General features: G+C 69.9%; 16 protein-coding genes. 7 read left to right on the top strand and 9 right to left on the bottom strand.

Annotated features, from left to right (window positions below; all coding sequences use genetic code 11):
• Both AC07AG_RS40595 and AC07AG_RS40590 read left to right on the top strand, forming a co-directional pair.
• Positions 1-942, top strand: a complete 942-nt coding sequence (locus AC07AG_RS40595; RefSeq protein WP_478761917.1) for a M28 family metallopeptidase — start codon at positions 1-3, stop codon at positions 940-942.
• A gap of 163 nt (positions 943-1,105) precedes the next feature.
• Positions 1,106-1,687: a flavodoxin family protein gene (locus AC07AG_RS40590; RefSeq protein ID WP_478761916.1), complete on the top strand. Its 582-nt coding sequence runs from the start codon at positions 1,106-1,108 to the stop codon at positions 1,685-1,687.
• A gap of 59 nt (positions 1,688-1,746) precedes the next feature.
• On the opposite strand, the gene AC07AG_RS40585 is transcribed toward AC07AG_RS40590, so the two are convergent.
• The 5 genes from AC07AG_RS40585 to AC07AG_RS40565 all read right to left on the bottom strand — a co-directional run bounded on the left by AC07AG_RS40585 (position 1,747) and on the right by AC07AG_RS40565 (position 7,517).
• Positions 1,747-2,697, bottom strand: a complete 951-nt coding sequence (locus tag AC07AG_RS40585) for an ABC transporter permease (protein WP_478761914.1) — start codon at positions 2,695-2,697, stop codon at positions 1,747-1,749.
• On the bottom strand, positions 2,684-3,649 hold the full coding sequence (locus AC07AG_RS40580; protein WP_478761912.1) for an ABC transporter ATP-binding protein: 966 nt from the start codon (positions 3,647-3,649) through the stop codon (positions 2,684-2,686). Before AC07AG_RS40580 ends, AC07AG_RS40585 begins: the two co-directional genes overlap by 14 nt.
• A gap of 120 nt (positions 3,650-3,769) precedes the next feature.
• On the bottom strand, positions 3,770-5,083 hold the full coding sequence (locus AC07AG_RS40575; RefSeq protein ID WP_478761910.1) for a LolA family protein: 1,314 nt from the start codon (positions 5,081-5,083) through the stop codon (positions 3,770-3,772).
• Positions 5,084-5,355: 272 nt separating this feature from the next.
• Entirely contained in the window at positions 5,356-6,321 is a 966-nt protein-coding gene (locus tag AC07AG_RS40570) for a CHRD domain-containing protein (RefSeq protein ID WP_478761909.1), read from the bottom strand.
• Positions 6,322-6,506: 185 nt separating this feature from the next.
• On the bottom strand, positions 6,507-7,517 hold the full coding sequence (locus tag AC07AG_RS40565) for a polyprenyl synthetase family protein (protein WP_361054700.1): 1,011 nt from the start codon (positions 7,515-7,517) through the stop codon (positions 6,507-6,509).
• Positions 7,518-7,851: 334 nt separating this feature from the next.
• Between AC07AG_RS40565 and AC07AG_RS40560 the strand changes: the two genes are divergently transcribed.
• Complete coding sequence (locus AC07AG_RS40560) at positions 7,852-9,375, top strand: peptide MFS transporter (protein ID WP_478761908.1); 1,524 nt, start codon at positions 7,852-7,854, stop codon at positions 9,373-9,375.
• Positions 9,376-9,394: 19 nt separating this feature from the next.
• Positions 9,395-11,383, top strand: a complete 1,989-nt coding sequence (locus AC07AG_RS40555) for a CocE/NonD family hydrolase (RefSeq protein ID WP_478761907.1) — start codon at positions 9,395-9,397, stop codon at positions 11,381-11,383.
• Positions 11,384-11,406: 23 nt separating this feature from the next.
• On the opposite strand, the gene AC07AG_RS40550 is transcribed toward AC07AG_RS40555, so the two are convergent.
• Positions 11,407-12,231, bottom strand: coding sequence for an HAD family hydrolase (locus tag AC07AG_RS40550; RefSeq protein WP_478761905.1), 825 nt, complete (start codon positions 12,229-12,231; stop codon positions 11,407-11,409).
• Between the two features lie 213 nt (positions 12,232-12,444).
• On the opposite strand from AC07AG_RS40550, the gene AC07AG_RS40545 reads away from it, so the two are divergent.
• Both AC07AG_RS40545 and AC07AG_RS40540 read left to right on the top strand, forming a co-directional pair.
• Positions 12,445-13,824 (top strand): SUKH-3 domain-containing protein, encoded by a 1,380-nt coding sequence (locus tag AC07AG_RS40545; protein WP_478761904.1) that lies wholly within the window; start codon positions 12,445-12,447, stop codon positions 13,822-13,824.
• A gap of 192 nt (positions 13,825-14,016) precedes the next feature.
• Positions 14,017-14,553: a hypothetical protein gene (locus AC07AG_RS40540; protein ID WP_478761903.1), complete on the top strand. Its 537-nt coding sequence runs from the start codon at positions 14,017-14,019 to the stop codon at positions 14,551-14,553.
• Here AC07AG_RS40540 and AC07AG_RS40535 read toward each other — a convergent pair.
• Positions 14,444-15,646 (bottom strand): FAD-dependent oxidoreductase, encoded by a 1,203-nt coding sequence (locus tag AC07AG_RS40535; RefSeq protein ID WP_478761902.1) that lies wholly within the window; start codon positions 15,644-15,646, stop codon positions 14,444-14,446. The two genes, AC07AG_RS40540 and AC07AG_RS40535, sit on opposite strands and share 110 nt — an antisense overlap.
• A gap of 43 nt (positions 15,647-15,689) precedes the next feature.
• Positions 15,690-16,967 (bottom strand): carboxylate--amine ligase, encoded by a 1,278-nt coding sequence (locus AC07AG_RS40530; RefSeq protein ID WP_478761900.1) that lies wholly within the window; start codon positions 16,965-16,967, stop codon positions 15,690-15,692.
• A 193-nt stretch (positions 16,968-17,160) separates the two neighbouring features.
• Between AC07AG_RS40530 and fahA the strand changes: the two genes are divergently transcribed.
• On the top strand, positions 17,161-18,456 hold the full coding sequence (fahA, locus tag AC07AG_RS40525; RefSeq protein ID WP_478761899.1) for a fumarylacetoacetase: 1,296 nt from the start codon (positions 17,161-17,163) through the stop codon (positions 18,454-18,456).
• Between the two features lie 140 nt (positions 18,457-18,596).
• Here fahA and recQ read toward each other — a convergent pair whose 3' ends face one another.
• The gene (recQ, locus tag AC07AG_RS40520; RefSeq protein ID WP_478761897.1) at positions 18,597-20,537 is read right to left on the bottom strand and encodes a DNA helicase RecQ; all 1,941 of its coding nucleotides are present in this window, start codon (positions 20,535-20,537) and stop codon (positions 18,597-18,599) included.
• Positions 20,538-20,595 lie beyond the last annotated feature (58 nt).

The following is a 20,595-nucleotide window of genomic DNA, read 5'->3' as shown; positions in this document are numbered from 1 at the left end:
ATGAAGCTCTCCGTTCCCGGACGCGCCACGGCGGCCGCCGTCATAGCCGTCACCGGCCTCCTGACCACCAGCGCGATATCCTCCGCGGCCCCCGCCCCCACGGCGGCCGCCCCCGACATCTCCGTGGCCAACGTCCAGGCCCACCTCTCGCAGCTGCAGTCCATCGCCGCGTCCAACGGCGGCAACCGCGCCCACGGCAGCGCGGGCTACAAAGCCTCCGTCGACTACGTGAAGGGCAAGCTGGACGAGGCCGGATTCACCACGTCTCTCCAGGAGTTCACCTCCAACGGCAAGACCGGCTACAACCTCATCGCCGACTGGCCCGGCGGCGACGCCGACCAGGTCGTCATGGCGGGCTCGCACCTCGACAGCGTCGGTTCGGGCCCCGGCATCAACGACAACGGATCGGGCTCGGCCGCGATCCTGGAGACCGCGCTCACCGTGGCGCGCGAGCAGTACAAGCCGACCAAGCACCTGCGGTTCGCCTGGTGGGGCGCCGAGGAGCTGGGGCTCGTCGGCTCCTCGCACTACGTCGACAAACTGCCGGCCGACGAGCGTTCGAAGATCAAGGACTACCTGAACTTCGACATGATCGGCTCCCCGAACCCGGGCTACTTCGTCTACGACGACGACCCCACCATCGAGAAGACCTTCAAGGACTTCTACGGCGGCCTCGACCTCGCCACGGAGCCCGACGAGGAGGGCGACGGCCGCTCGGACCACGCCCCGTTCAAGGACGCGGGCGTCCCTGTCGGCGGTCTCTTCAGCGGCGCCGACTACGAGAAGACCGCCGAGCAGGCCCAGAACTGGGGCGGAACGGCCGGTGAGCCGTTCGACAAGTGCTACCACTCCGCGTGCGACACGGAGTCGAACATCGACGGGACCGCGCTCAACCACAACAGTGACGCCGTGGCGTACGCGGTGTGGGGTCTCTCCTCCTAGCCGGCCGCTCCCGGGCAGCCTGGGCTCCCCCGGAACCCCCGGCGCCCCGGCATCCCGGAACCCCCTGGACGCAATTACCTGCGCATGCATATAGTGCACACGCAGGTAATTGCGCGGCCCTGTCCGGCCACGCACCACCACGCCACACCCCAGGGGGCACACCATGACCCGCAAGTTCCTCTTCGTGCTCGGCAGCTCCCGGCCCGAGGGCAACACGGAGATCCTGGCCCGCAGGGCCGCCGAACAGCTCTCCCCGGACGTCGAGCAGCGCTGGCTGAACCTGGCCGACCACCCGCTGCCCGACTTCGAGGACCTCCGCCACGACAGCGACTACGTGCGCCCGTCCGGCGACAGCACCGCGACCCTGCTCGACGCGACCCTCGATGCGACCGACATCGTCATCGCGTCGCCCCTGTACTGGTACTCGGTCTCGGCCACCACCAAGCGCTACCTCGACTACTGGTCGGGCTGGCTGCGCATCCCCGGCGTCGACTTCAAGGCCACGCTGGCCGGGCGCACCCTGTGGGGCGTGACGGCGCTGGCAGACGAGGAGCCGGTCGTCGCGGAGCCGCTCGTCGGCACCCTGCGCAACTCCGCCGCGTATCTCGGGATGCGCTTCGGCGGCGTACTGCTCGGCAACGGCAGCAGGCCCGGCGACGTGCTGAAGGACGAGCGGGCGCTGACCGAGGCCAAGACGTTCTTCGCGCAGGAGCCGCCGCTCGCGCGCTTCCCGTACGAGAACTGAACCCGCCCACATCCCGGCGCCCAGCGCCGCCCCGCCCCGAAGTCGTACGCCGTGACGCCCTACGCCGTGATGTCCTTCGCCCCGAACCGCGCCCACGCCGCCGAGCCGAACAGCACGGCGTACAGACCCTGCAGGCCGAGGTTCTTGACCAGCTCGTCCCAGTAGACGGGCTCACGCATCAGGTCCGCGAAGGACAGCCAGTAGTGCGAGAAGAAGTACGGCTGGATGGCGTGCAGCTGGGGGATCTGGTCGAGGATCTGGATCGTGATGAGCAGCCCGACGGTCGTCGCCATCGCCGCGATGCCACTGCTGGTCAGCGTCGACACGAAGAGACCGAGCGCCGCCACACCGATCAGTGACGCGGCGACCACGAGGGCGATGAGCAGGGCGCGCAGCAGCCCTTCGCCGAAGCTGATCCGGGTGCCGGAGATCGTGGTGACCTCGCCGACCGGGAAGAGCAACGCCCCGACGGCGAGGGCCGAGACGGCCACCACGAGCGTCGCGACCAGGCAGAACGTCATCGTCGTCGCGTACTTGGCGAGCAGCAGGCGCGTCCGTCCCGCCGGGGCGACCAGGAGATAGCGCAGCGTCCCCGAGCTGGACTCGCCCGCGATGGAGTCGCCCGCGACGACGCCGACCGCCATGGGCAGGAAGAAGGGGAGCGTCGCGGCGAGCGCGGTGAAGACCAGGAACAGGCCGTTGTTGGTGACCTGCGCGATGAACGCGGGCCCACCGCCCTCGCCGCCCCCGCCGACCGTCGAACCGTCGCTGGTCTCGATCTTGAGGGCGATGCCGACCAGGACCGGCACGGCGGCGAGCACACCGAGCAGGGCGAGGGTGCGCCAGCGGCGGAAGGTGATGCCCAGTTCGCTGCGGAAGAGCCCGAGCGTCCAGATCCGCCGCACTTCGCGTGCGTCGGCCACTCCTCGCGCTTCAGACACCTCCCGCGCGTCGGCCTTCCCGCTGTCCCCATTCGTCCCGCTTACGTCGTCGATCTCAGCCCGCGACATCGAACCCCTCCCCCGTCAGTGCCACGAACGCGTCCTCCAGCGAGGCCCGTTCGACGCCGAAGCCCCGTACCCGTACGCCCGCGCCGACCAGGGCGGCGTTCAGCTCCGCGAGGTCCGTTCCGGTGTCCGCGCCCGGCGGTTCGCCCGTCACGCGGTCCTCCGTCACGACGAGATCCGTCACGCCGAGCTCCTTCAGGACGCGGACGGCGTCACCCGTGTCCGGGGTCGTCACGACCAGACGCCCCCGCGCACCGGCGGCCAGTTCGGCGACCGGGCCCTGGGTGATCAGGCGGCCCTGGGCCATCACCGCGGCGTGCGTGCAGACCTGCTCGATCTCGTCCAGGAGGTGCGAGGAGAGGAAGACGGTCGTGCCCTCCGAGGCCAACTCCCTGACCAGCGCCCGGATCTCGCGCATGCCTTGCGGATCGAGGCCGTTGGTCGGCTCGTCGAGCACGAGGAGTTTGCGCGGCTGCAGCAGCGCGGCCGCAAGGCCGAGTCGCTGCTTCATGCCGAGCGAGTACGCCTTCGCCTTCTTGCCGGCGGCGGCCGTGAGACCCACCCGGTCCAGGGCCGCTTCGGCACGGACGCGGCGGGTGCGCGGGTCGGCGGTCGGGTCGGCGGCGTCGTACCGAAGGAGGTTGTCGCGGCCGGAGAGGAAGCCGTAGAGAGCCGGGCCCTCGATGAGCGCGCCCACGTGCGGGAGCACGGCACGGGTGTCGCGCGGCATGGGGCGGCCGAGGACCCGGGCGTGGCCTGAAGTCGGCTCGATCAGGCCCATCAGCATCCGGATGGTGGTCGTCTTGCCCGAGCCGTTCGGTCCGAGGAAGCCGAAGACGCTTCCGGCGGGGACGGTGAGGCTGAGGCGGTCCACGGCCAGTTGCCTGCCGTAGCGCTTGGTGAGCGCGGAGGTCTCGATCACGCTTTGCGTCGGGCTGCCGTCTGTGCGGGGCACTTGTCCTCCCTCACCGGTGCGGCGGGCTCAGAGGTTGTCCCCTGAGCCCGCCGCCTGTACGTCCTCTGCGAGTGCTTCGTGGCTTGTCGCGCAGTTCCCCGCGCCCCTTGAGGGGCGCTCCTAGCTCGCCGCGTTTGCTGCCTTGACGAGGGCGTCCTTGGTGACCGCGCCCGCGTACACCGTGCCGTCCTCGGTGATGAGGGCGTTGACCAGGCGCGTCTTGAAGACCGTGCCCGAGCCGAACTTGCCCGACACCTTGTCGCCGAGCGAGTCGAGGAGCCGCTGGGCGTCCGGCGGGACATCTCCGGAGCCGCCCGTCGGGATGCCCTGGCCGCCCGGCGTCTTCAGCTGGGCGATGGAGTTCCAGCCCTCGCCGATGACGTTCAGACCGTTCAGGTCCTCCTCGCCCTTGAACTCCTTGCCGTCGAACTCCTTGCCGCCGAACTCCTTGCCGCCGTCCTTGAAGCCGTGCTTCTCGGCCTTGGCGTCATCGCCCTCCGTGACCTTCGCGCCCTTGGGCGGCGTGAAGTCGAAGGTCGAGGCGGCCGGCTTGCCGAAGTCGACCTTCGTGAAGCCCGCGTCGACGACCGCGCTGCCGCCGCTCGACGGAGTGAGCGTGAACTTCAGCGGCGTACCGGTCTTGGAGTCCACCGCGACCGTGATCTGGCCGATCGTCGAGCCGGACTGCTTGGGCTTGATGACCAGGCGGTAGGCGTCACGGCCCGCGACCTGCGCGGTGCCGTCCACCTTCACCGACGTCGTGTCGTCGACCGCCTTCAGGGCTTCCTCGGCCAGCTCCTTGGGCGTGGAGGGAACACCCTTCGGGAGGTCCTTCTTGCCGGAATCCTTGCCTGAGTCCTTGCCGGAATCCTTGCCGGAGTCCGCGGCCTTGCCCGCCGACTTGGAGTGGTAGACCTCGTTCGACTTGCTGTCGTACGCCCACACGTCGTCGCCGTTGTGGATCAGGCTGTACTCGGCGGCGTCGTCCAGGACGGACAGCTTCTGCTTGTCGGGGCCGTCGGCGGCGACGCGCAGCGTGTGCGTGCCGGACGCCAGCTCCATCAGCTTGGACTGCGGGTCCGCGGCCGAACCCTTGCCGTCCCCGCCATCGCCGCCATCGCCGCCCGAGCCGCTGCCCGGAGCGAAGCTTCCGGCCATGTCGCCGCCGAAGGACGGCAGGCCGAGGTCGGTGCTGATCTTCACGGTGCCCGACAGCTGCTCCGTGTCCGAAGCGGCGATCTTCTCGATGAGTTCCTGTGCGGTCACGTCGGGCAGCTTGGGGTCGCCCGACGTCGCGAGCGCCGGGACGAGCCCGATGGTCGCCGCAGCCACCCCCGCCACCGCGACGGGGACTACATAGCGCGCCGCCTTGCGGCGGCCCGCGCGCAGCTCCCCGGTCTCACTGGTGTTCTGCTCCGGTTCGTACGGTGCCATTGTGTGCCCTACCTCCGTGGTCGGCGGCGGCCTTCCCAGTACGTGCGTGCGTCCACCCCGCGCCGCCATTCTCACCCGAATAGGTCAGGAGTGGTTGTTCTTGCTGGACCTTGTTGTTCTCCATATGACCAAATCGGCCAGCCAGAAGCGTCAGACCCCGGGAGCAACTCCACGTACTGCTGTGGGATGACACAGAGCGGCGGCGCCTCCCCCGTCCCGTAGGGGTAGACGCCGCCTCAGTGGTAGGGACTTCAGCGCTTGCGGTAGGGACTTCAGCGCTGCACGAACACGTAGTCCGCCTTGTACGGCACCTTCGCGATCGCGCCCGCCTCGCAGTCACCCGCCGGTGCGACCCCGCCCACCGTGTTCAGGCGCAGGATCTCCGCGGTGCCGGCGAGCAGCCCGCGCGGCTTGCCGGTCTGCGTTGCCGCCAGGTCGAGTTCGGGGATGTTCTTGTCGCCGTTCGGGGTCCTGGAGATCAGCTTGCCGGTGACCTGGCTGCGGTCGGGGGCCGTCCAGCGCGGTGTGCCCGAGTTGGGGGCGACGAAGTCGTGCGCGATGTTGCCGCCGAGCCGTGCGCGCACGTCACGCTGCGCGAAGGCGAACTTGCCCGAGCCGTCATCGGCCTTCTTGCACTCGTAGATCTGCTCGCCCCGGATCACGGACGCCTGGAAGTTGGCGGCGGCGTCGCGGAAGTCGACGTCCGTGGTCACCTTGTGGAGCTGGCCGCGGACCGCGCCACCGGGGAACTCGGCGGTGTGCAGGTTGGCGTAGAAGCTGCCCGGGTCAGCCTTCAACTGCTCCAGCAGCGCGGCGTCGTGGACCTTGACCGTGCCGGTGACGCGGTGGCCCTTGCTCTTGCCCAGCAGGTCGGTGAAGTCGACCTTGATGCCGCCGTTGGTGCCCTTGGCGCCCTGGTGGATGTGGAGGGCGGTCGGCTTGCCGGTACCGCGCCATTTGACGGTGACCGACACCTTGTCGCCCTTGACCTGGACGAACTCAAGCGCCTGGCCGTCCTTGTCGCCGACCGCGGGCCCGCCCTGCGCCGGCACCTCGTTCGCGCCGTTCATGCTCGCCGCGAAGACGGAACCCCCGCTGCTGGTGCTGGCGGTGGAGCTGGAGCTGGTGGCACTGCTCGCCCCCGCGGGCGGCGCCGCGATCGCCACACCTCCCGCGGCGGCGACGGCCACACCGGCGGCGAGCACCGCCCGGCGACGATTCACGAACGTGCCAGACATGCCAGACATGCCAGACGTACCAAAAGTACCCATGGTCAGAAATCTCCCCGTACCTGAGCCGACACCCCACTGCGTCGGCTTCCGGGCATAGGTACGGAATAGATCTGATCCTGGACTCAATCCAAGGCCAACGGAAAGTGTGACGTAGGTCACACTCCGTAGGGCCCGCCACGCACGGCCAGGCCTCAGCCCGCCCGGTGCACCACCAGATCGCAGAGCTCGACCAGCGACGTCTTCGCGTCGCAGTCCCGCAGCGGCGCGAGCGTGTCCCGCGCCTCCTCCGCGAACCGCACGGTGTCCTTGCGCGCCTGCTCCAGGGCCGGGTGGACCCGCAGCCGCGCCAGCGCCTCGGCGTGCCGCGCGTCGTCCGTCAGGTCCGAGTCCAGGAGCTCGCACAGGGCGATGTCCTCGGCGAGACCGAGCTTCTCCACCCGCTCGCGCAGCCGCAGGACCGGAAGCGTGGGAATGCCCTCGCGCAGGTCGGTGCCGGGCGTCTTGCCCGACTCGTGCGAGTCGGACGCGATGTCCAGCACGTCGTCGGCGAGCTGGAAGGCGACGCCGAGCCGCTCGCCGTACTGGGTCAGGACGTCCACGACGGTCTCGTCGGCGCCCGACATCATGGCGCCGAAACGGCACGCCACGGCGACGAGCGAGCCGGTCTTGCCGCCGAGCACGTCGAGGTAGTGGTCGATCGGGTCGCGGCCCTCGGTCGGGCCCGCCGTCTCCAGGATCTGGCCGGTGACCAGGCGTTCGAAGGCTTCCGCCTGGATGCGGACGGCGTCCGGGCCGAGGTCGGCCAGGATGTACGAGGCGCGGGCGAAGAGGAAGTCACCGGTGAGCACGGCGACGGAGTTGCCCCAGCGCTGGTTGGCGCTCTCGACTCCGCGGCGCACGTCCGCCTCGTCCATCACGTCGTCGTGGTAGAGCGTCGCGAGATGCGTCAGCTCGACGACGACGGCGGAGGGCACGACGCCCGGCGCGTAGGGATCGCCGAACTGCGCGGCGAGCATCACGAGGAGCGGCCTGAACCGCTTGCCGCCCGCGCGCACCAGATGCTGCGCGGCCTCCGTGATGAAGGGGACCCCGCTCTTGGTGGCGTCGAGCAGGCCTTCCTCGACGGCCGCCAATCCGGCCTGGACATCGGCTTCGAGAGCCTGGTCCCGCACGCTGAGGCCGAAGGGCCCGACGACGGTCACGAGGGGTTCTCCTGTCTGCTGACGATCACAAGTCGGTCACTCGGTCGATCATCACTCGGTCGATCTTTGCGTGATGATCGCGTCGATGACACGGTTTGTCGATGTGTCGCTGCCATCACTCAAGTCAGCGTATCCGGTCCCCTTTCGATCACAGTGGGCACCCGCCTGTGCAATGCCGCCCAGGCGACGTGCGATCACCACCGGTATGTTCTTGATCAGCTGATACGACACGGAAGACCGCATCACGCCGTAATCCCCGAAAGCCCTGTAAGACCCGTAAAACCCGTAATCCCCGAAAGCCCCATGAACAACGGAACTACCGGGAGCAGAACCCTTGTCCCGCACTGAGGCCGACGCAGAACCGCCCGCGGACCCCTCCAGGGAGTCGACGGAGCCGCCACCCGGCGACGACCACGCCTTCTTCGGGCAGCCGCGCGGGCTGCTCACCCTGTCGGGCCTGGAGGTCTGGGAGCGCTTCTCGTTCCTCGGCATGCAGGCCATCCTCGTCCTGTACTTCGCGGACTCCGTCGCGAACGACGGAATGGGCATGGATCCCGGAACCGCCGCTTCGGTGTCGGCGGCGTACGGAACTCTCGTCTACCTCGTCTCGGTGGCGGGCGGCTGGCTCGCCGACCGCATCCTCGGCTCGTACCGCGCGGTCCTGTGGGGCGGCATCCTCATCGCCTGCGGCCACTACTCGATGGCGGTCCCGACCGCGACGATGACCTGGGTGGGCCTCGGCCTGATCAGCGCGGGCACCGGCCTCCTGAAGCCGAACGTCGCCTCGATGGTCGGCAAGCTCTACCGCACCGACGACGACCGGCGTGACGCGGGCTTCGCGCTGTACTACATGGGCATCAACATCGGCGCCTTCGCGGGCCCCCTGATCACCGGCTGGCTCGGCGACCACAAGGGCTGGCACTGGGGCTTCTCCGCCGCCGCGATCGGCATGACGTTCGGTCTGATCCAGTACGTCCTCGGCCGCCGTCACCTCGCCGGACGCAAGGCGTCCGCCGAATTCGCGCTGCCCAAGGACGCGCTGCGCCGCGCGGTCGTCCTGATCGTCGTGGGCATCCTCGTGTTCGCCGCCCTCGCGGCCGTGCTCGCGGGCGTCGGCTGGCTGACCATGGACCGCTTCGTCGACGTACTCACCGTCATCTCGGTGATCGCGCCGGTCGTCTACTTCGTGGTCATGTTCCGCAGCCCGCGCGTGAGCGGCGAGGAACGCGGGCGCCTGAAGCCGTACGTGGTCCTCTTCCTGGCCTCGGTCGTCTTCAACTTCATCCTCTTCCAGGCCTACTCGACGATGATCCTGCTGGCATCGACGAACGCCGAGACGTCGATCCTCGGCTTCACCTTCCCCGCCAGCTGGTACGCCTCCGCGCTCGGCGCCTTCGAGGTCGCGCTCGCCCCCGTCGTCGCCGCGGTCTGGGCCCGGATGGGCCACCGCCAGCCGCACGCCTCGAACAAGATCGCGTTCGGTGTGATCCTGGGCGGTCTGTCGTTCCTCCTGATGGTCCTGCCCACCTCCGGGCACGGCGACGACACGTACAAGATGGCGGTCTGGTGGATCGTCGGCTCGTACCTGCTGCTCGGGCTCGGCGACATCCTCGTGGAGACCTCGGGCATGTCGGCCACGACGAAGCTCGCGCCCAAGGCCTTCGCCAGCCAGACCATGGCCCTCTGGTTCCTCTCGCTGGCCCTCGCCAACGGCATCCAGGCACAGATCGTGAAGCTCTACGGAGAGGTATCCAACCCGGCGTACTTCGGCGTGAACGGCGCGATCGCGGTGGCCGCCGGTGTCGCCGTCATCCTGCTCGCGCCCTGGCTGCGCCGCACCATGCACCCCGTCCACTGAGGACACTGAGGTTCCCGCCATGCAGATTCGCACTTCCTTCCCGTACGAGACCACGCGCGAGGACGTCCAGGTACCCCTCCCGGACGGGACCAAGCTCTACGCGCGCATCTGGCGCCCGGTGACGGACGAACCCGTCCCCGCGCTCCTGGAGTACCTCCCCTACCGCCTGAGCGACTGGACGGCGCCGCGCGACTGGCAGCGCCACCCCTGGTACGCGGGCCACGGCTACGCCTCCGTGCGCGTGGACGTGCGGGGGCACGGCAACTCGGAGGGCATGCCGGGCGACGAGTACGACGCGGTGGAGCTCGCGGACGGGGTCGCGGTCGTCAACTGGCTCGCCGAGCAGCCCTGGTGCTCCGGCAAGGTCGGCATGTTCGGCATCTCCTGGGGCGGCTTCAACTCCCTCCAGATCGCGGCACTCAAGCCCGAGCCGCTCAAGGCGATCATCACGGTCTGCTCCGCGGACGACCGCTATGACAACGACGTGCACTACATGGGTGGTTCCGTCCTCGCCGTGGACATGCACGCGTGGGCGGCGACGATGCTGGCCTTCGTGTCGCGCCCGCCGGACCCGCTGTTCGTCGGCGACGCCTGGCGGGACATGTGGCTGGCCCGCCTCGAAGCGGTCGACCCGTTCATCCACACCTGGCTCGACCACCAGACCCGGGACGCCTACTGGCAGCACGGCAGCGTCTGCGAGGACTACTCCGCGATCAACGCGGCGGTGCTCGCGGTCGGCGGCTTCCATGACCCCTACCGGGACACGGTCCTGCGCCTGGTCGAGCATCTGCCGGGTGACGTCCGGGGGTTGATCGGCCCGTGGTCGCACCAGTACCCGGACCGGGGCCTTCCGCCGGGCCCGGCGATCGGCTTCCTCCAGGAGACGCTGCGCTGGTGGGACCACCACCTGAAGGGCATCGACACGGGCGTGATGTCCGAGCCGAAGCTCCGCTCCTGGATCAGCGATTCCCACCCGCCGGCGACGGTCTACGCCGAGCTGCCCGGCGGCTGGGTCGGGGACCCCTCCTGGCCGTCCCCGAACGTCACCCCGACCTCGTACGCCCTCCAGGGCACGCCCTTGGTGGTGAACTCCCCCCAGCACACAGGCCTGGACGCGGGCCGCTACTTCCCCTTCGGCAACGACGCGGACCTGCCGCCGGACCAGCGGGACGAGGACGCGAAGTCGGCGTGCTTCGAGTTCGAGGTCCCCTCGGCCGTACGCATCCTGGGCCGCCCCAAGGTGACGCTGCGCCTGAAGATGGACGTCCCGTCCGGCCAGGCGATCGCGCGGGTGTGCGACGTGGCCCCGGACGGCTCGTCGACCCTGGTCACGCGGGGCGTACTGAACCTGTCGGCGCGCAACGGCCGGGAACGCGTGGACCCGTGGCCGGTCGGCGGCGTGGAGGACGTGACGTTCGAGCTGAACGCGATCGGGCACACCTTCCCGCCGGGCCACAGGATCCGGCTCGCGGTGTCGTCCGCGTACTGGCCGTGGATCTGGCCGCAGGCGGATTCGGCCGGATTCGTCCTCGACCCGGCGGGCAGCGCGCTGGAACTTCCGGTGCGGGAGGGCGAGTTGGACCCGACGATCACCTTCGCCGCTCCGGAGCAGTCGGAGCCGCTGGGCGTGGTGTACCCGGCGACGCTCGACGAACTGCGTCCCGAGCGCCTGGTCGTACGCGATGTGGCGAAGGGCGAGTGGCGCATGGAGGTGGACCCGCGCTACGGCGGCACGCGGGTCTACCCGGACGGCCTCGAATTCACCGAGGACGCGGTGGAGACGTACACGATCAACGAGTCCGATCCCCTCAGCGCCCGCACCCGCTCCGACTGGACGATCCGGCTGCACCGCCCTGAGCTCGGGTGGGACGTGTCGATCAAGTCCCGTTCCGAGATCACGTGCGACGCGACGGACTTCATCACGTCGAACGAGGTGGTGTGCAGGGACGGGGACGAGGTGGTGTTCCACCGGACGTGGGAGAAGCGCATCCCGAGGACGGCGGGCTAAGAGCGCGTCCCAAGGACGGCGGGCTAACGCTCCACACCCCTTGCTTCGAGCAGCCGCTCGAGGACGACGGCCACCCCGTCGTCCTCATTGGACGAAGTGACCTCATCGGCGGCCGACTTGAGGTCGGGATGGGCGTTGGCCATGGCGACACCGCGGGCCGCCCACACGAACATCGGTACGTCGTTGGGCATGTCGCCGAAGGCGATGGTGTCCTCGGCGGTCAGCCCGAGCCGCTCGGCGGCCAGGGCGAGGCCCGTCGCCTTGGTCACCCCGCGGGGCTGGAGCTCGACGGTGCCGGGCCCGGACATGGTGACGGTGGCGAGGGACCCGACGGCATCGCGGGCGACGGCCGCCAACTCGTCGTCGGTCAACCGGGGGTGGCGCAGGAGCACCTTGCTGATGGGCTCGGCCCACAGGGCGTCGCGACCCTTCACGCGGACGGCGGGCAGGGTGGGGTGCGGCATCAGATACCCGGGCTCGATGAGCGTGAGCCCGTCCACGCCGTCCTGGTCCACGGCGGCGTAGACCTGCCCGGCCTCCGCCTCGATCTTCCCGAGCGCGGCCTCGGCGAGCTCGCGGTCGAGCGTGACGGACCAGATCATGCGGTCGGCACCGGAGTCGTACAGCTGCGCCCCCTGCCCACAGACGGCGAGTCCGCCGCCCCCCAGGTCGTCGAGAAGCGGCTTCACGCGCGGCGCGGGCCGCCCGGTCACCACCAGATGACGCGCCCCCTCCGCGGCCACCGCCGCCAGCACGGCCAGCGACCGGTCGGAGACGGTGTCGTCGCCGCGCAGCAGCGTCCCGTCCAGGTCAGTGGCGATGAGTGAATATGCGAGGGGTGCAGCCATGATCCAGAGAATACGGATCCTGGGCGATGCCGAAAGCAACGTCACAGGACCTGTGACGCGCGCAGTGCGCTGGTCGCACAACCGGCGCTCGCGGGATTCACTTGGACGAGTCTCCGCGAACCGGCCCTAAGGTCATACTTCCCAGCCGAAGGCTGCCTGCGATGCATGCAAGTTTGCTCTTGACCGACCAGGAGTCAGAGAGGCACCCCTGTCATGAGTGACCAGCTTGGACCGCATTGGTCCGCGACAACCGACCGCGCGTTGCGGCAGGCCGGCTGGCACCCCGGCCGCGTGGTGCCCACCGACGAGTGGCGGCGTTCTCTGCTGGGGCGCGGTGGTATCGATATGTCTGAGGCAGCGCGGCGGTTCCTGGGCGAGTTCGGGGGCTTGGTCATCGAAGGGCCGGGCGGAGAATTCCACGTGGACCCGCTCACGTCCGGTTGGGACGACAAGATCTTCGACGTACCGGGCGAGGACTCTTTGGCGTATCTCTACCCCATCGGCACCACAGATCGTGGTGACGGCGTGGGCATGGCTCCGAGCGGAGCGGTCTACGCCGGCCGGGAGAGTGCGAAGCTCCTCGCGCATTCCCCCGGCGAGGCGCTGGACAGGCTGGTGACGGGGAGCGGAGCAGATGAAGAGGTAGAACTCCCCTCTCGTTGGTCCGCGTTGACACAGCGGGTGCTTCGGTCGTCCGGCTGGGATCCGGACCGCTGGGTTCCCAGGCCCGACTGGGAGAACGAGCTGCGGCTGCACGGCGGTTTCGAGATCCATGAGGCGGCTCGGCGGTTCCTTGCCGAGTTCGGTGGGCTGCGGACCGATGAGTGGACACCCGGCCCGATCATGCCGCAGTCGCCCTACCGCTTCGATCCCCTCACCACACTGACGGACAGCGAGACCTTCGCCAGGCTCATCGACGGTGCCGGGACCGACCTCTGCCCCATCGGCCAGGCCGACAGCGGCAACAGCTACCTGGGCATGGCTGCGGACGGCTCGGTCTACATCGGCAAGGACAGCGCCGAACTGCTGGCGAACACCCCCTACGAGGCAGTGGAGAAGCTCGTCATGGAGCGCCGCACCGACGCCCCGCTGCCGTTCGTCCTGGCCGGGAACCATCTCGTGCTCCCGCACAGCCCCGAGCACGACCTGAGTGCGGAGATCGGGACACGGTGGTCCGCCGAGACCGACCGCGTACTACGGCTCGCCGGCTGGTACCCCGGCCGGTCGGTCTCGACCGAGGAGTGGGAGCGCACGCTCCACGAAGCCGACGAGGACTTCGAGATCCACGACGCGGCAAGGGACTTCCTACGCGAGTTCGGCGGCCTGGAGATCGACCAGAAGGGCCCGGGGCGCACCGCGCCCCGCTCTCCGCTCCGCCTCGATCCGCTGGTGGCCAAGTGGGACTGCGAGATCTTCGACGACCTCGGCGAGCAGGCGGGGACATACCTCTACCCCATCGGTGGGATCGGCCGCGGCGTCTCCTACCTGGGCATGGCTGCGGACGGCACGGTCCACACGGGCATGGACGACGTGGAGTTCCTGGCGGACACCGGCGACAGGGCCCTGGAGAAGCTCATCGAAGGCATCCGGTAGGAGAATCCGTCGTGATCAGCTTCTCGTTCGACGTGGGCAGGAAGGCCCGAGGAGGCCGCGGCGTTCCCAGCGCCACCGAAGGGCTCCCCCGCCTGGACCCTGGCGAGCGAGGACTGAGCTCGCCGATCGCTTCTCGTACTTCTCGTACTTCGCGCACTTCTCGCACTTCGCGCATTTCTCGATACGGAACCCATGGAAATCACCGGCCACTCAACCGACTTCATCCTGGACGCCGGCTTCCCCGCGGCGATGAGGCAATTCGTCATGCGTCAGCACCGCCGATGGCCCGGTCTCTTCCTGGACGGAGCGCCGGTCCGTGCGGAATCCCTGGCTGTCTGGAGTCTCCCGGGCTGGAGTCTCCCGGAAGTCGACGGTGACGACGCCGACGGATTTCCCGGCATCGTCACCTTCTCGGCGGGCCAGGCGATGGAGGATTTCTGGGAGGAGCACGGCTACGCCATCGACAGCGCGGGCGAAGGCCCCTTCTCGGTCTTCTACCGGCCCCACCCGCAGCCGCCGTATGCCGGGCGGGTGGAGTCCGTGGAGGGCTACGCCGTCAGTCTCGTCACGCCGGACGACCCCGCGACCGACCCGTTCTCGGGGGACGTCCTGGCCGACTTCACCCGTGCGCCCGCGCCAGATGCCCCACCAGCCGCGGCGACGCGAACTCCGTCCCGCACACGAAGCGCATCACCGGGCCGTACGACGCCGCCGCCGGTAGGCCCGTGAAGTACAGGCCAGGGACCGACGAGACATAGCCCGCGCCCAGCTTCGGTGTGCCCCGGCTCGTGGTGAGGCGGGCGCGGAGCGCGGGGCCCAGGAAGTCCATCGCGGCGATGTCCACCCGGTAGCCCGTCGCCGCGATGACGTGGTCGGCGGAGAGGTCGCGGATACGGCCGCCCAGGGTTTCCAGCCGCAGGACGGGGCTGCCTTCCCTGACGTCCGCCGAGAGGACCCGGCGGACCTCACGCTTCTCGACCTTGCCCTCGAAGCGCTCGCGCAGCCACCACGCGCCCAGCGGGCCCAGGATGCGGCGGACCAGGAAGTGGCGGGCCTGCGGGGGCAGATAGCGGTAGGGGTGGGGGTAGTAGCTGATCGCGTAGAGCGACCAGGCCCGGCCGAACGGCGACTCGGGGCGCAGCTTCGGCTGCTTCCACGGAGGCTCGCCGAAGGCCACCGATCCCCTGCCGCGCGCCACCACCCGTACGGTCGCGCCCGCTTCGGCGGCGAGCGCGGCCGTCTCCAGGGCCGACTGCCCCGCGCCGACCACGATCAGCTCACGCCCCGCGAACCGCGACAGGTCGCTGTGCTGCGAACTGTGCGAGACGGGCCCGGTGGGGGTCGGCCCGTCCGGCGCGGCCGCGGCGAGCGCGGGCGGCAGCTGCGCCAGGCCCGACAGGCCGGTCGCGACGACGACCGCGCGAGCCGTGAACTGCTCGCCGGAGTCCAGCTTCAGGTCGAAGCCCGCCGTGCCCTTGCGGTCGACGGACACCACCCGCACCTGCTCCAGGTCGGGCACGAGCTTCTCCTTGAACCACTCCCCGTAGTCGATGAAGGTCTGGACGGGGATGATGTCCTCGTCGGTGATCAGGCGCGGTATCCCCGCCGCGTCGCAGTAGTCGACGAGGTTGTGGCCGCGCTGCGGGGCGTCGATGTTCGAGGCCACCGGGGTCGATTTCAGGAGCATGCCCGCGGGCATGTGCGCGCGCCAGCTCACCATCGGATCACCGAAGACCCGGACCGGAATGCCTCTGGCCCGCAGATGGGCCGCGGTGGACAGGCCGAACGGCCCCGCCCCGATGACTGCTACTGGATGGATCACGAAGTCCCTCCCCAGGACGTCACTTGCCGCGTGTGCCGTGTGCCTACTTCGTGGTGGCGCTGTGCGAACCGGTGCTGCTGCCGCGGCGGTTCGTACGCCACAGCTGATAGAGATGCTTCGCCCCGGGCCGTATGAAACGCGCGAGCATCATGAAGAACGGCTTCATGTCGTCCGAAGCGAGCCACGCCAGCTCCGTGCCGCTCGCGTGCGGGGGCGCGTGCGGCGTGGTGTAGCCGCTGCGGCGGTAGGCGAGGAGGGCGGGCAGGTCGATGTTCTCCACGACATACCGGTGACCGGCGCGCTGTTCGCCCTTCGGGACCGGGCGCCCTGTCAGGTGCAGGTGCATCGCACGGACGACGTCGATCCCGGATTCGTTCTCGAAGAGCCGGAACTGCGCGCCCATGCGGGGGTTGAAGTCGAGCAGTTTGTACTGACCGTCGCGCCGGTCATAGCGCAGGTCGAGGTCGATGACTCCGGTGAAGCCGATCTGCTTGATGAAACGCGCCGCGAGGTCCGCGAGTTCCGGATTGTCGACGACGTACGCATTCGCCGTCATCCCCGCGTGCGGGGGCCAGGAGCGCACCTTGACGCCCGTGAACATCGCGCGCGGCGCCGAGTCCTCGTCGAAGTACGCGTGCACGATCCAGTCCTCGGCCTGCTCCCGCGGCAGATACTCCTGGAGGATCACTCCGGGCCGCTCGCCCCAGTCACGGGCAAGGCCGAGCAGGCCCTCCGGAGTCTCGATGCGCGTCGTCCCGTTCACCGCGGGCCGGGAGCGGCGCGTGAACGCCTCGCGGTTCTTGGCGACCACCGGGAAGACCGCGGCGGCGGCGAACCGCTCGATGTCCCCGTAGCTCTCGGGGAAGGAAGCGGCCGGCGAGGTGATGCCGTGCTCCACGCACAGCTCGTGCAGGCCCTGCTTGCTGGCGAGGCGTCGGGGCAGCCCCGGCTCCACGCGCGGGAAGAGGAACCCCGCCCCGCTCAGCGGCTCCTGGTGCTCCGCGATGAGGACGGCCGCTTCCTCGTCGGTCGGGATCAGGACCGTGGGCCTGCCGATCCGGCGCGCGACGCGCAGCAGCCCCTCGACGAGCCGCTCCGGCTCCTCCGCCCCGGTGGTCGGCCAGGGAAGGGCGCGGGTGAGATGGCGGGAGGCAGCGGCAGGTGTGTACCGGTCCTCCGTGATCGCGTACATGGGCACGCCGAGCCGCCCCAGGCTGCGGATCGCCCCCACACCGCCGTGGTGCAACGGATAACTGCCGAACTTCACGATCAGGCCGGGCACCTCACGGTCCACCGCGAAGGGCACGCTGTCGTTCCTCATGGCCACGGGTCCCCCCACGTGTCCCTCTGTATGACCCGGACCCACCCCGTCCGCGTCCCCCCAAAGGAAGCTAAGCCGGAACTGACCACTCCAGCAAGGCTTATTCGGACATTGCGAACTCTTTAGACACTGCCCCAATGGAGGGCTTCCACGTAACGTGTGGCACACCCATATGGAAGCGAGGCAGGTACGCATGTCCGAGCACACCCCGCTCGATCAGGCCGGGAGCGACCCTTCCGTCCGCTCCGAAGGCGACCCCTTCGCTCTCGCGGAGGGCGACCCCTTCGGGCCGCACAATCTTCCGTACGGCGTGTTCTCCCTGGTCGGGGAAGCGTCCGGGGCCGCGGAGCGCCGGGTCGGCGTACGACTGGGCGATCACGTCCTCGACGCGGGCGCCGCGGCGGCCGCGCTCGGCTCGCCCTATGTCTCGCTGCTCGCAAGGCCCACGCTGAACCCGCTGCTCGCCGCGGGCCGCACGGCCTGGTCCGACGTGCGGCGCGCACTCACCGCGTGGGTGACGATCCCGGCTCACCGCGAGGTCGTACGTCCTCTGCTGCACCCGCTGTCGGAGGTCACGCTGCACCTCCCCTTCGAGGTCGCGGACTATGTGGACTTCTACGCCTCCGAGCACCACGCGACCCACCTGGGGCAGATCTTCCGCCCGGACGCACCGACCCCTCTGACCCCCAACTGGAAGCACCTCCCCATCGGTTACCACGGCCGGTCCGGCACCGTTGTGGTCTCCGGAACCGGGGTGGTACGTCCGTCGGGGCAGCGCAAGGCGCCCTCGGAGACCGCACCGGTCTTCGGGCCCTCCGTCCGCCTCGACATCGAGGCCGAGGTCGGCTTCGTCGTGGGTACGCCGTCGGAGCTGGGCACTCCGGTTCCGCTCGCGGACTTCAGGGAGCACGTCTTCGGTCTCACCCTCCTCAACGACTGGTCGGCGCGCGACATCCAGGCCTGGGAGTACGTGCCGCTCGGCCCCTTCCTCGGCAAGTCCTTCTGCACCTCGGTCTCCGCGTGGATCACCCCCCTGGAGGCGCTGGACACGGCGCGGATCGCCCCTCCGGAGCGCACCCATGAACTCCTCCCCTACCTGGATGACTCGGCGGAGTCCGTCGCGGACGAGCCCGCCGGCTACGACCTGCGCATCACCGTCACCCTGAACGGCCACGTCATCTCCGAGCCGCCCTTCTCCACCGTCTACTGGACGGCCGCCCAGCAGCTGGCCCACATGACGGCGAACGGCGCGTCCCTGCGCACGGGCGACCTGTACGGCTCGGGCACGGTGAGCGGCCCCTCCGAGGGGCAGTACGGCTCCCTGATCGAGATCACCTGGAACGGCCGCGACCCGCTTGTCCTCCCGGACGGGAAGCGGACGTTCCTCGAGGACGGGGACGAGGTCACGCTGACGGCGTGGGCCCCGGGCCCGGACGGCACCCGGGTCGGCCTCGGCGAGGTTTCCGGCAGGGTCGCCTCGGCGCGGTGATCCTGTGGCCGGGGGTGAGCCACCCCCGGCCCGCCTGCCCGGAGTGAGTCACCCCGGGCCCCTGCCCGCCGGGTCGCCCGCGGCTCGTCGTGGCTGGGCGCACCGTTCCCCGCGCCCCTTCGGGCGCGGCCCTGGGTCGCTCAGAAGTCCTCCGGGGGCTCCGGCCACTCCTCCTCCGGGGGCTCCGGGGCCTGTGCGGGCACCGGAGCCGCCGTACCCCCCAGCTCCGCGAGGACCCCGAGCACGCCCTCCCCGTAGGTCGCCAGCTTCTTCTCGCCGAGCCCGCCGACACCGCCCAGCTCCGCGAGCGAGGCGGGCCGCAGCGTGGCGATCTCCCGGAGCGTGGCGTCGTGGAAGATCACGTACGCCGGCAGGCCCAGTTCCTTGGCCTGCGCACCGCGCCACGCCCGCAGCGCCTCGAACACCGGCACCGCCTCCTGGGGCAGCTCGGCGACGGCCGCCGCCGACTTCGCCTTGCGCTCCCCCTTCGCGGACTTCGCCGCTGCGGGCCGCTTCGGCTCCTTGCGCAACCGCACCTCCCGCTCCCGGCCGAGGACTGTGCCGCTCTCCTCGGTCAGGACCAGCGTGCCGTACTCCCCCTCGACCGCGAGCAGTCCCTGGGCCAGCAACTGCCGCACCACGCCCCGCCATTCGGCCTCCGCGAGATCCTCGCCGATGCCGAAGACCGAGAGCTGGTCGTGGTCGAACTGGATGACCTTGGCGGTCTTCTTGCCGAGCAGGATGTCGATGATCTGGCCCGCCCCGAACTTCTGCCCGCGCTCGCGCTGGAGACGGACGATCGTGGAGAGGACCTTCTGGGCCGGGACCGTGCCGTCCCAGGTCTCCGGCGGCGCGAGGCAGGTGTCGCAGTTGCCGCAGGACTCGCGGGCCGCGTCCTGGCCGAAGTACGTGAGGAGCTGGGCCCTGCGGCACTGGGCCGTCTCGCACAGCGCCAGCATCGAGTCCAGGTGCGAGGCCGCCCGGCGGCGGAACGCCTCGTCCCCCTCGCTGCCCTGGATCATCTTCCGCTGCTGGACGACGTCCTGCAGGCCGTAGGCCATCCAGGCCGTGGAGGGCAGGCCGTCACGTCCCGCGCGGCCTGTCTCCTGGTAGTACCCCTCGACCGACTTCGGCAGGTCGAGGTGGGCGACGAACCGGACGTCCGGCTTGTCGATGCCCATGCCGAAGGCGATCGTGGCGCAGACGACCAGGCCCTCCTCCCTGAGGAAGCGTGACTGGTGCCTCGCGCGCGTCCCGCCGTCCAGGCCCGCGTGGTACGGCACGGCCTCGATGCCGTTCTTGCACAGGAACTCGGCGGTCTTCTCGACCGAGTTGCGCGAGAGGCAGTAGACGATGCCCGCGTCGCCCGCGTGCTCCTCCTTGAGGAAGGCCAGGAGCTGCTTCTTCGGCTCGGCCTTCGGCACGATGCGGTACTGGATGTTGGGACGGTCGAAGCTCGCCACGAAGTGCTTCGCGTCCGGCATGCCGAGCCGCTCGGTGATCTCCCGGTGCGTGGCGTGCGTCGCCGTCGCCGTCAGGGCGATCCGCGGCACGTCCGGCCAGCGCTCGCCGAGCAGCGAGAGCGCCAGATAGTCGGGGCGGAAGTCGTGGCCCCACTGCGCCACGCAGTGCGCCTCGTCGATGGCGAAGACGGAGATCTTGGCGCGGGAGAGCAGATCGAGCGTCCCCTCCAGGCGCAGCCGCTCCGGCGCGAGATACAGCACGTCGAGCTCCCCCGCGAGGAACTCGGCCTCCATCACGCGCCGCTCGTCGAAGTCCTGCGTGGAGTTGATGAACCCGGCCCGCACGCCGAGCGCCCGCAGCGCGTCCACCTGGTCCTGCATGAGCGCGATGAGGGGAGAGATGACCACGCCCGTGCCGGGCCTGACCAGGGCGGGGATCTGATAGCAGAGCGACTTGCCGCCGCCGGTGGGCATCAGGACGACGGAGTCACCGCCCGCGACCACGTGCTCGATGATCGCTTCCTGCTCACCGCGGAACGCGTCATATCCGAAGACGCGGTGCAGCGTCCGCAGTGCGTCACTCTCCGCCACCGCGCTCGGTACGGTCACCTCGCTCATGCCTTTGATCCCATCCATCGCCCTGCCCCCGTACGTCGCGCTTCGACCACAGCCTCCA

This window comes from Streptomyces sp. NPDC044044 (assembly GCF_056434405.1).
This window is presented reverse-complemented; position numbering and strand designations above follow the sequence as displayed.

What these genes read in the sequence shown, in the direction of transcription:
- AC07AG_RS40540 (WP_478761903.1), top strand. Translation starts at nt 14,017, where the DNA reads ATGGAAATCACCGGCCACTCAACCGACTTCATCCTGGACGCCGGCTTC.
- AC07AG_RS40570 (WP_478761909.1), bottom strand. Translation starts at nt 6,321, where the DNA reads ATGTCTGGCACGTTCGTGAATCGTCGCCGGGCGGTGCTCGCCGCCGGT.
- AC07AG_RS40595 (WP_478761917.1), top strand. Translation starts at nt 1, where the DNA reads ATGAAGCTCTCCGTTCCCGGACGCGCCACGGCGGCCGCCGTCATAGCC.
- recQ (WP_478761897.1), bottom strand. Translation starts at nt 20,537, where the DNA reads ATGAGCGAGGTGACCGTACCGAGCGCGGTGGCGGAGAGTGACGCACTG.
- AC07AG_RS40550 (WP_478761905.1), bottom strand. Translation starts at nt 12,231, where the DNA reads ATGGCTGCACCCCTCGCATATTCACTCATCGCCACTGACCTGGACGGG.
- fahA (WP_478761899.1), top strand. Translation starts at nt 17,161, where the DNA reads ATGTCCGAGCACACCCCGCTCGATCAGGCCGGGAGCGACCCTTCCGTC.
- AC07AG_RS40575 (WP_478761910.1), bottom strand. Translation starts at nt 5,083, where the DNA reads ATGGCACCGTACGAACCGGAGCAGAACACCAGTGAGACCGGGGAGCTG.
- AC07AG_RS40585 (WP_478761914.1), bottom strand. Translation starts at nt 2,697, where the DNA reads ATGTCGCGGGCTGAGATCGACGACGTAAGCGGGACGAATGGGGACAGC.
- AC07AG_RS40555 (WP_478761907.1), top strand. Translation starts at nt 9,395, where the DNA reads ATGCAGATTCGCACTTCCTTCCCGTACGAGACCACGCGCGAGGACGTC.
- AC07AG_RS40590 (WP_478761916.1), top strand. Translation starts at nt 1,106, where the DNA reads ATGACCCGCAAGTTCCTCTTCGTGCTCGGCAGCTCCCGGCCCGAGGGC.
- AC07AG_RS40545 (WP_478761904.1), top strand. Translation starts at nt 12,445, where the DNA reads ATGAGTGACCAGCTTGGACCGCATTGGTCCGCGACAACCGACCGCGCG.
- AC07AG_RS40530 (WP_478761900.1), bottom strand. Translation starts at nt 16,967, where the DNA reads ATGAGGAACGACAGCGTGCCCTTCGCGGTGGACCGTGAGGTGCCCGGC.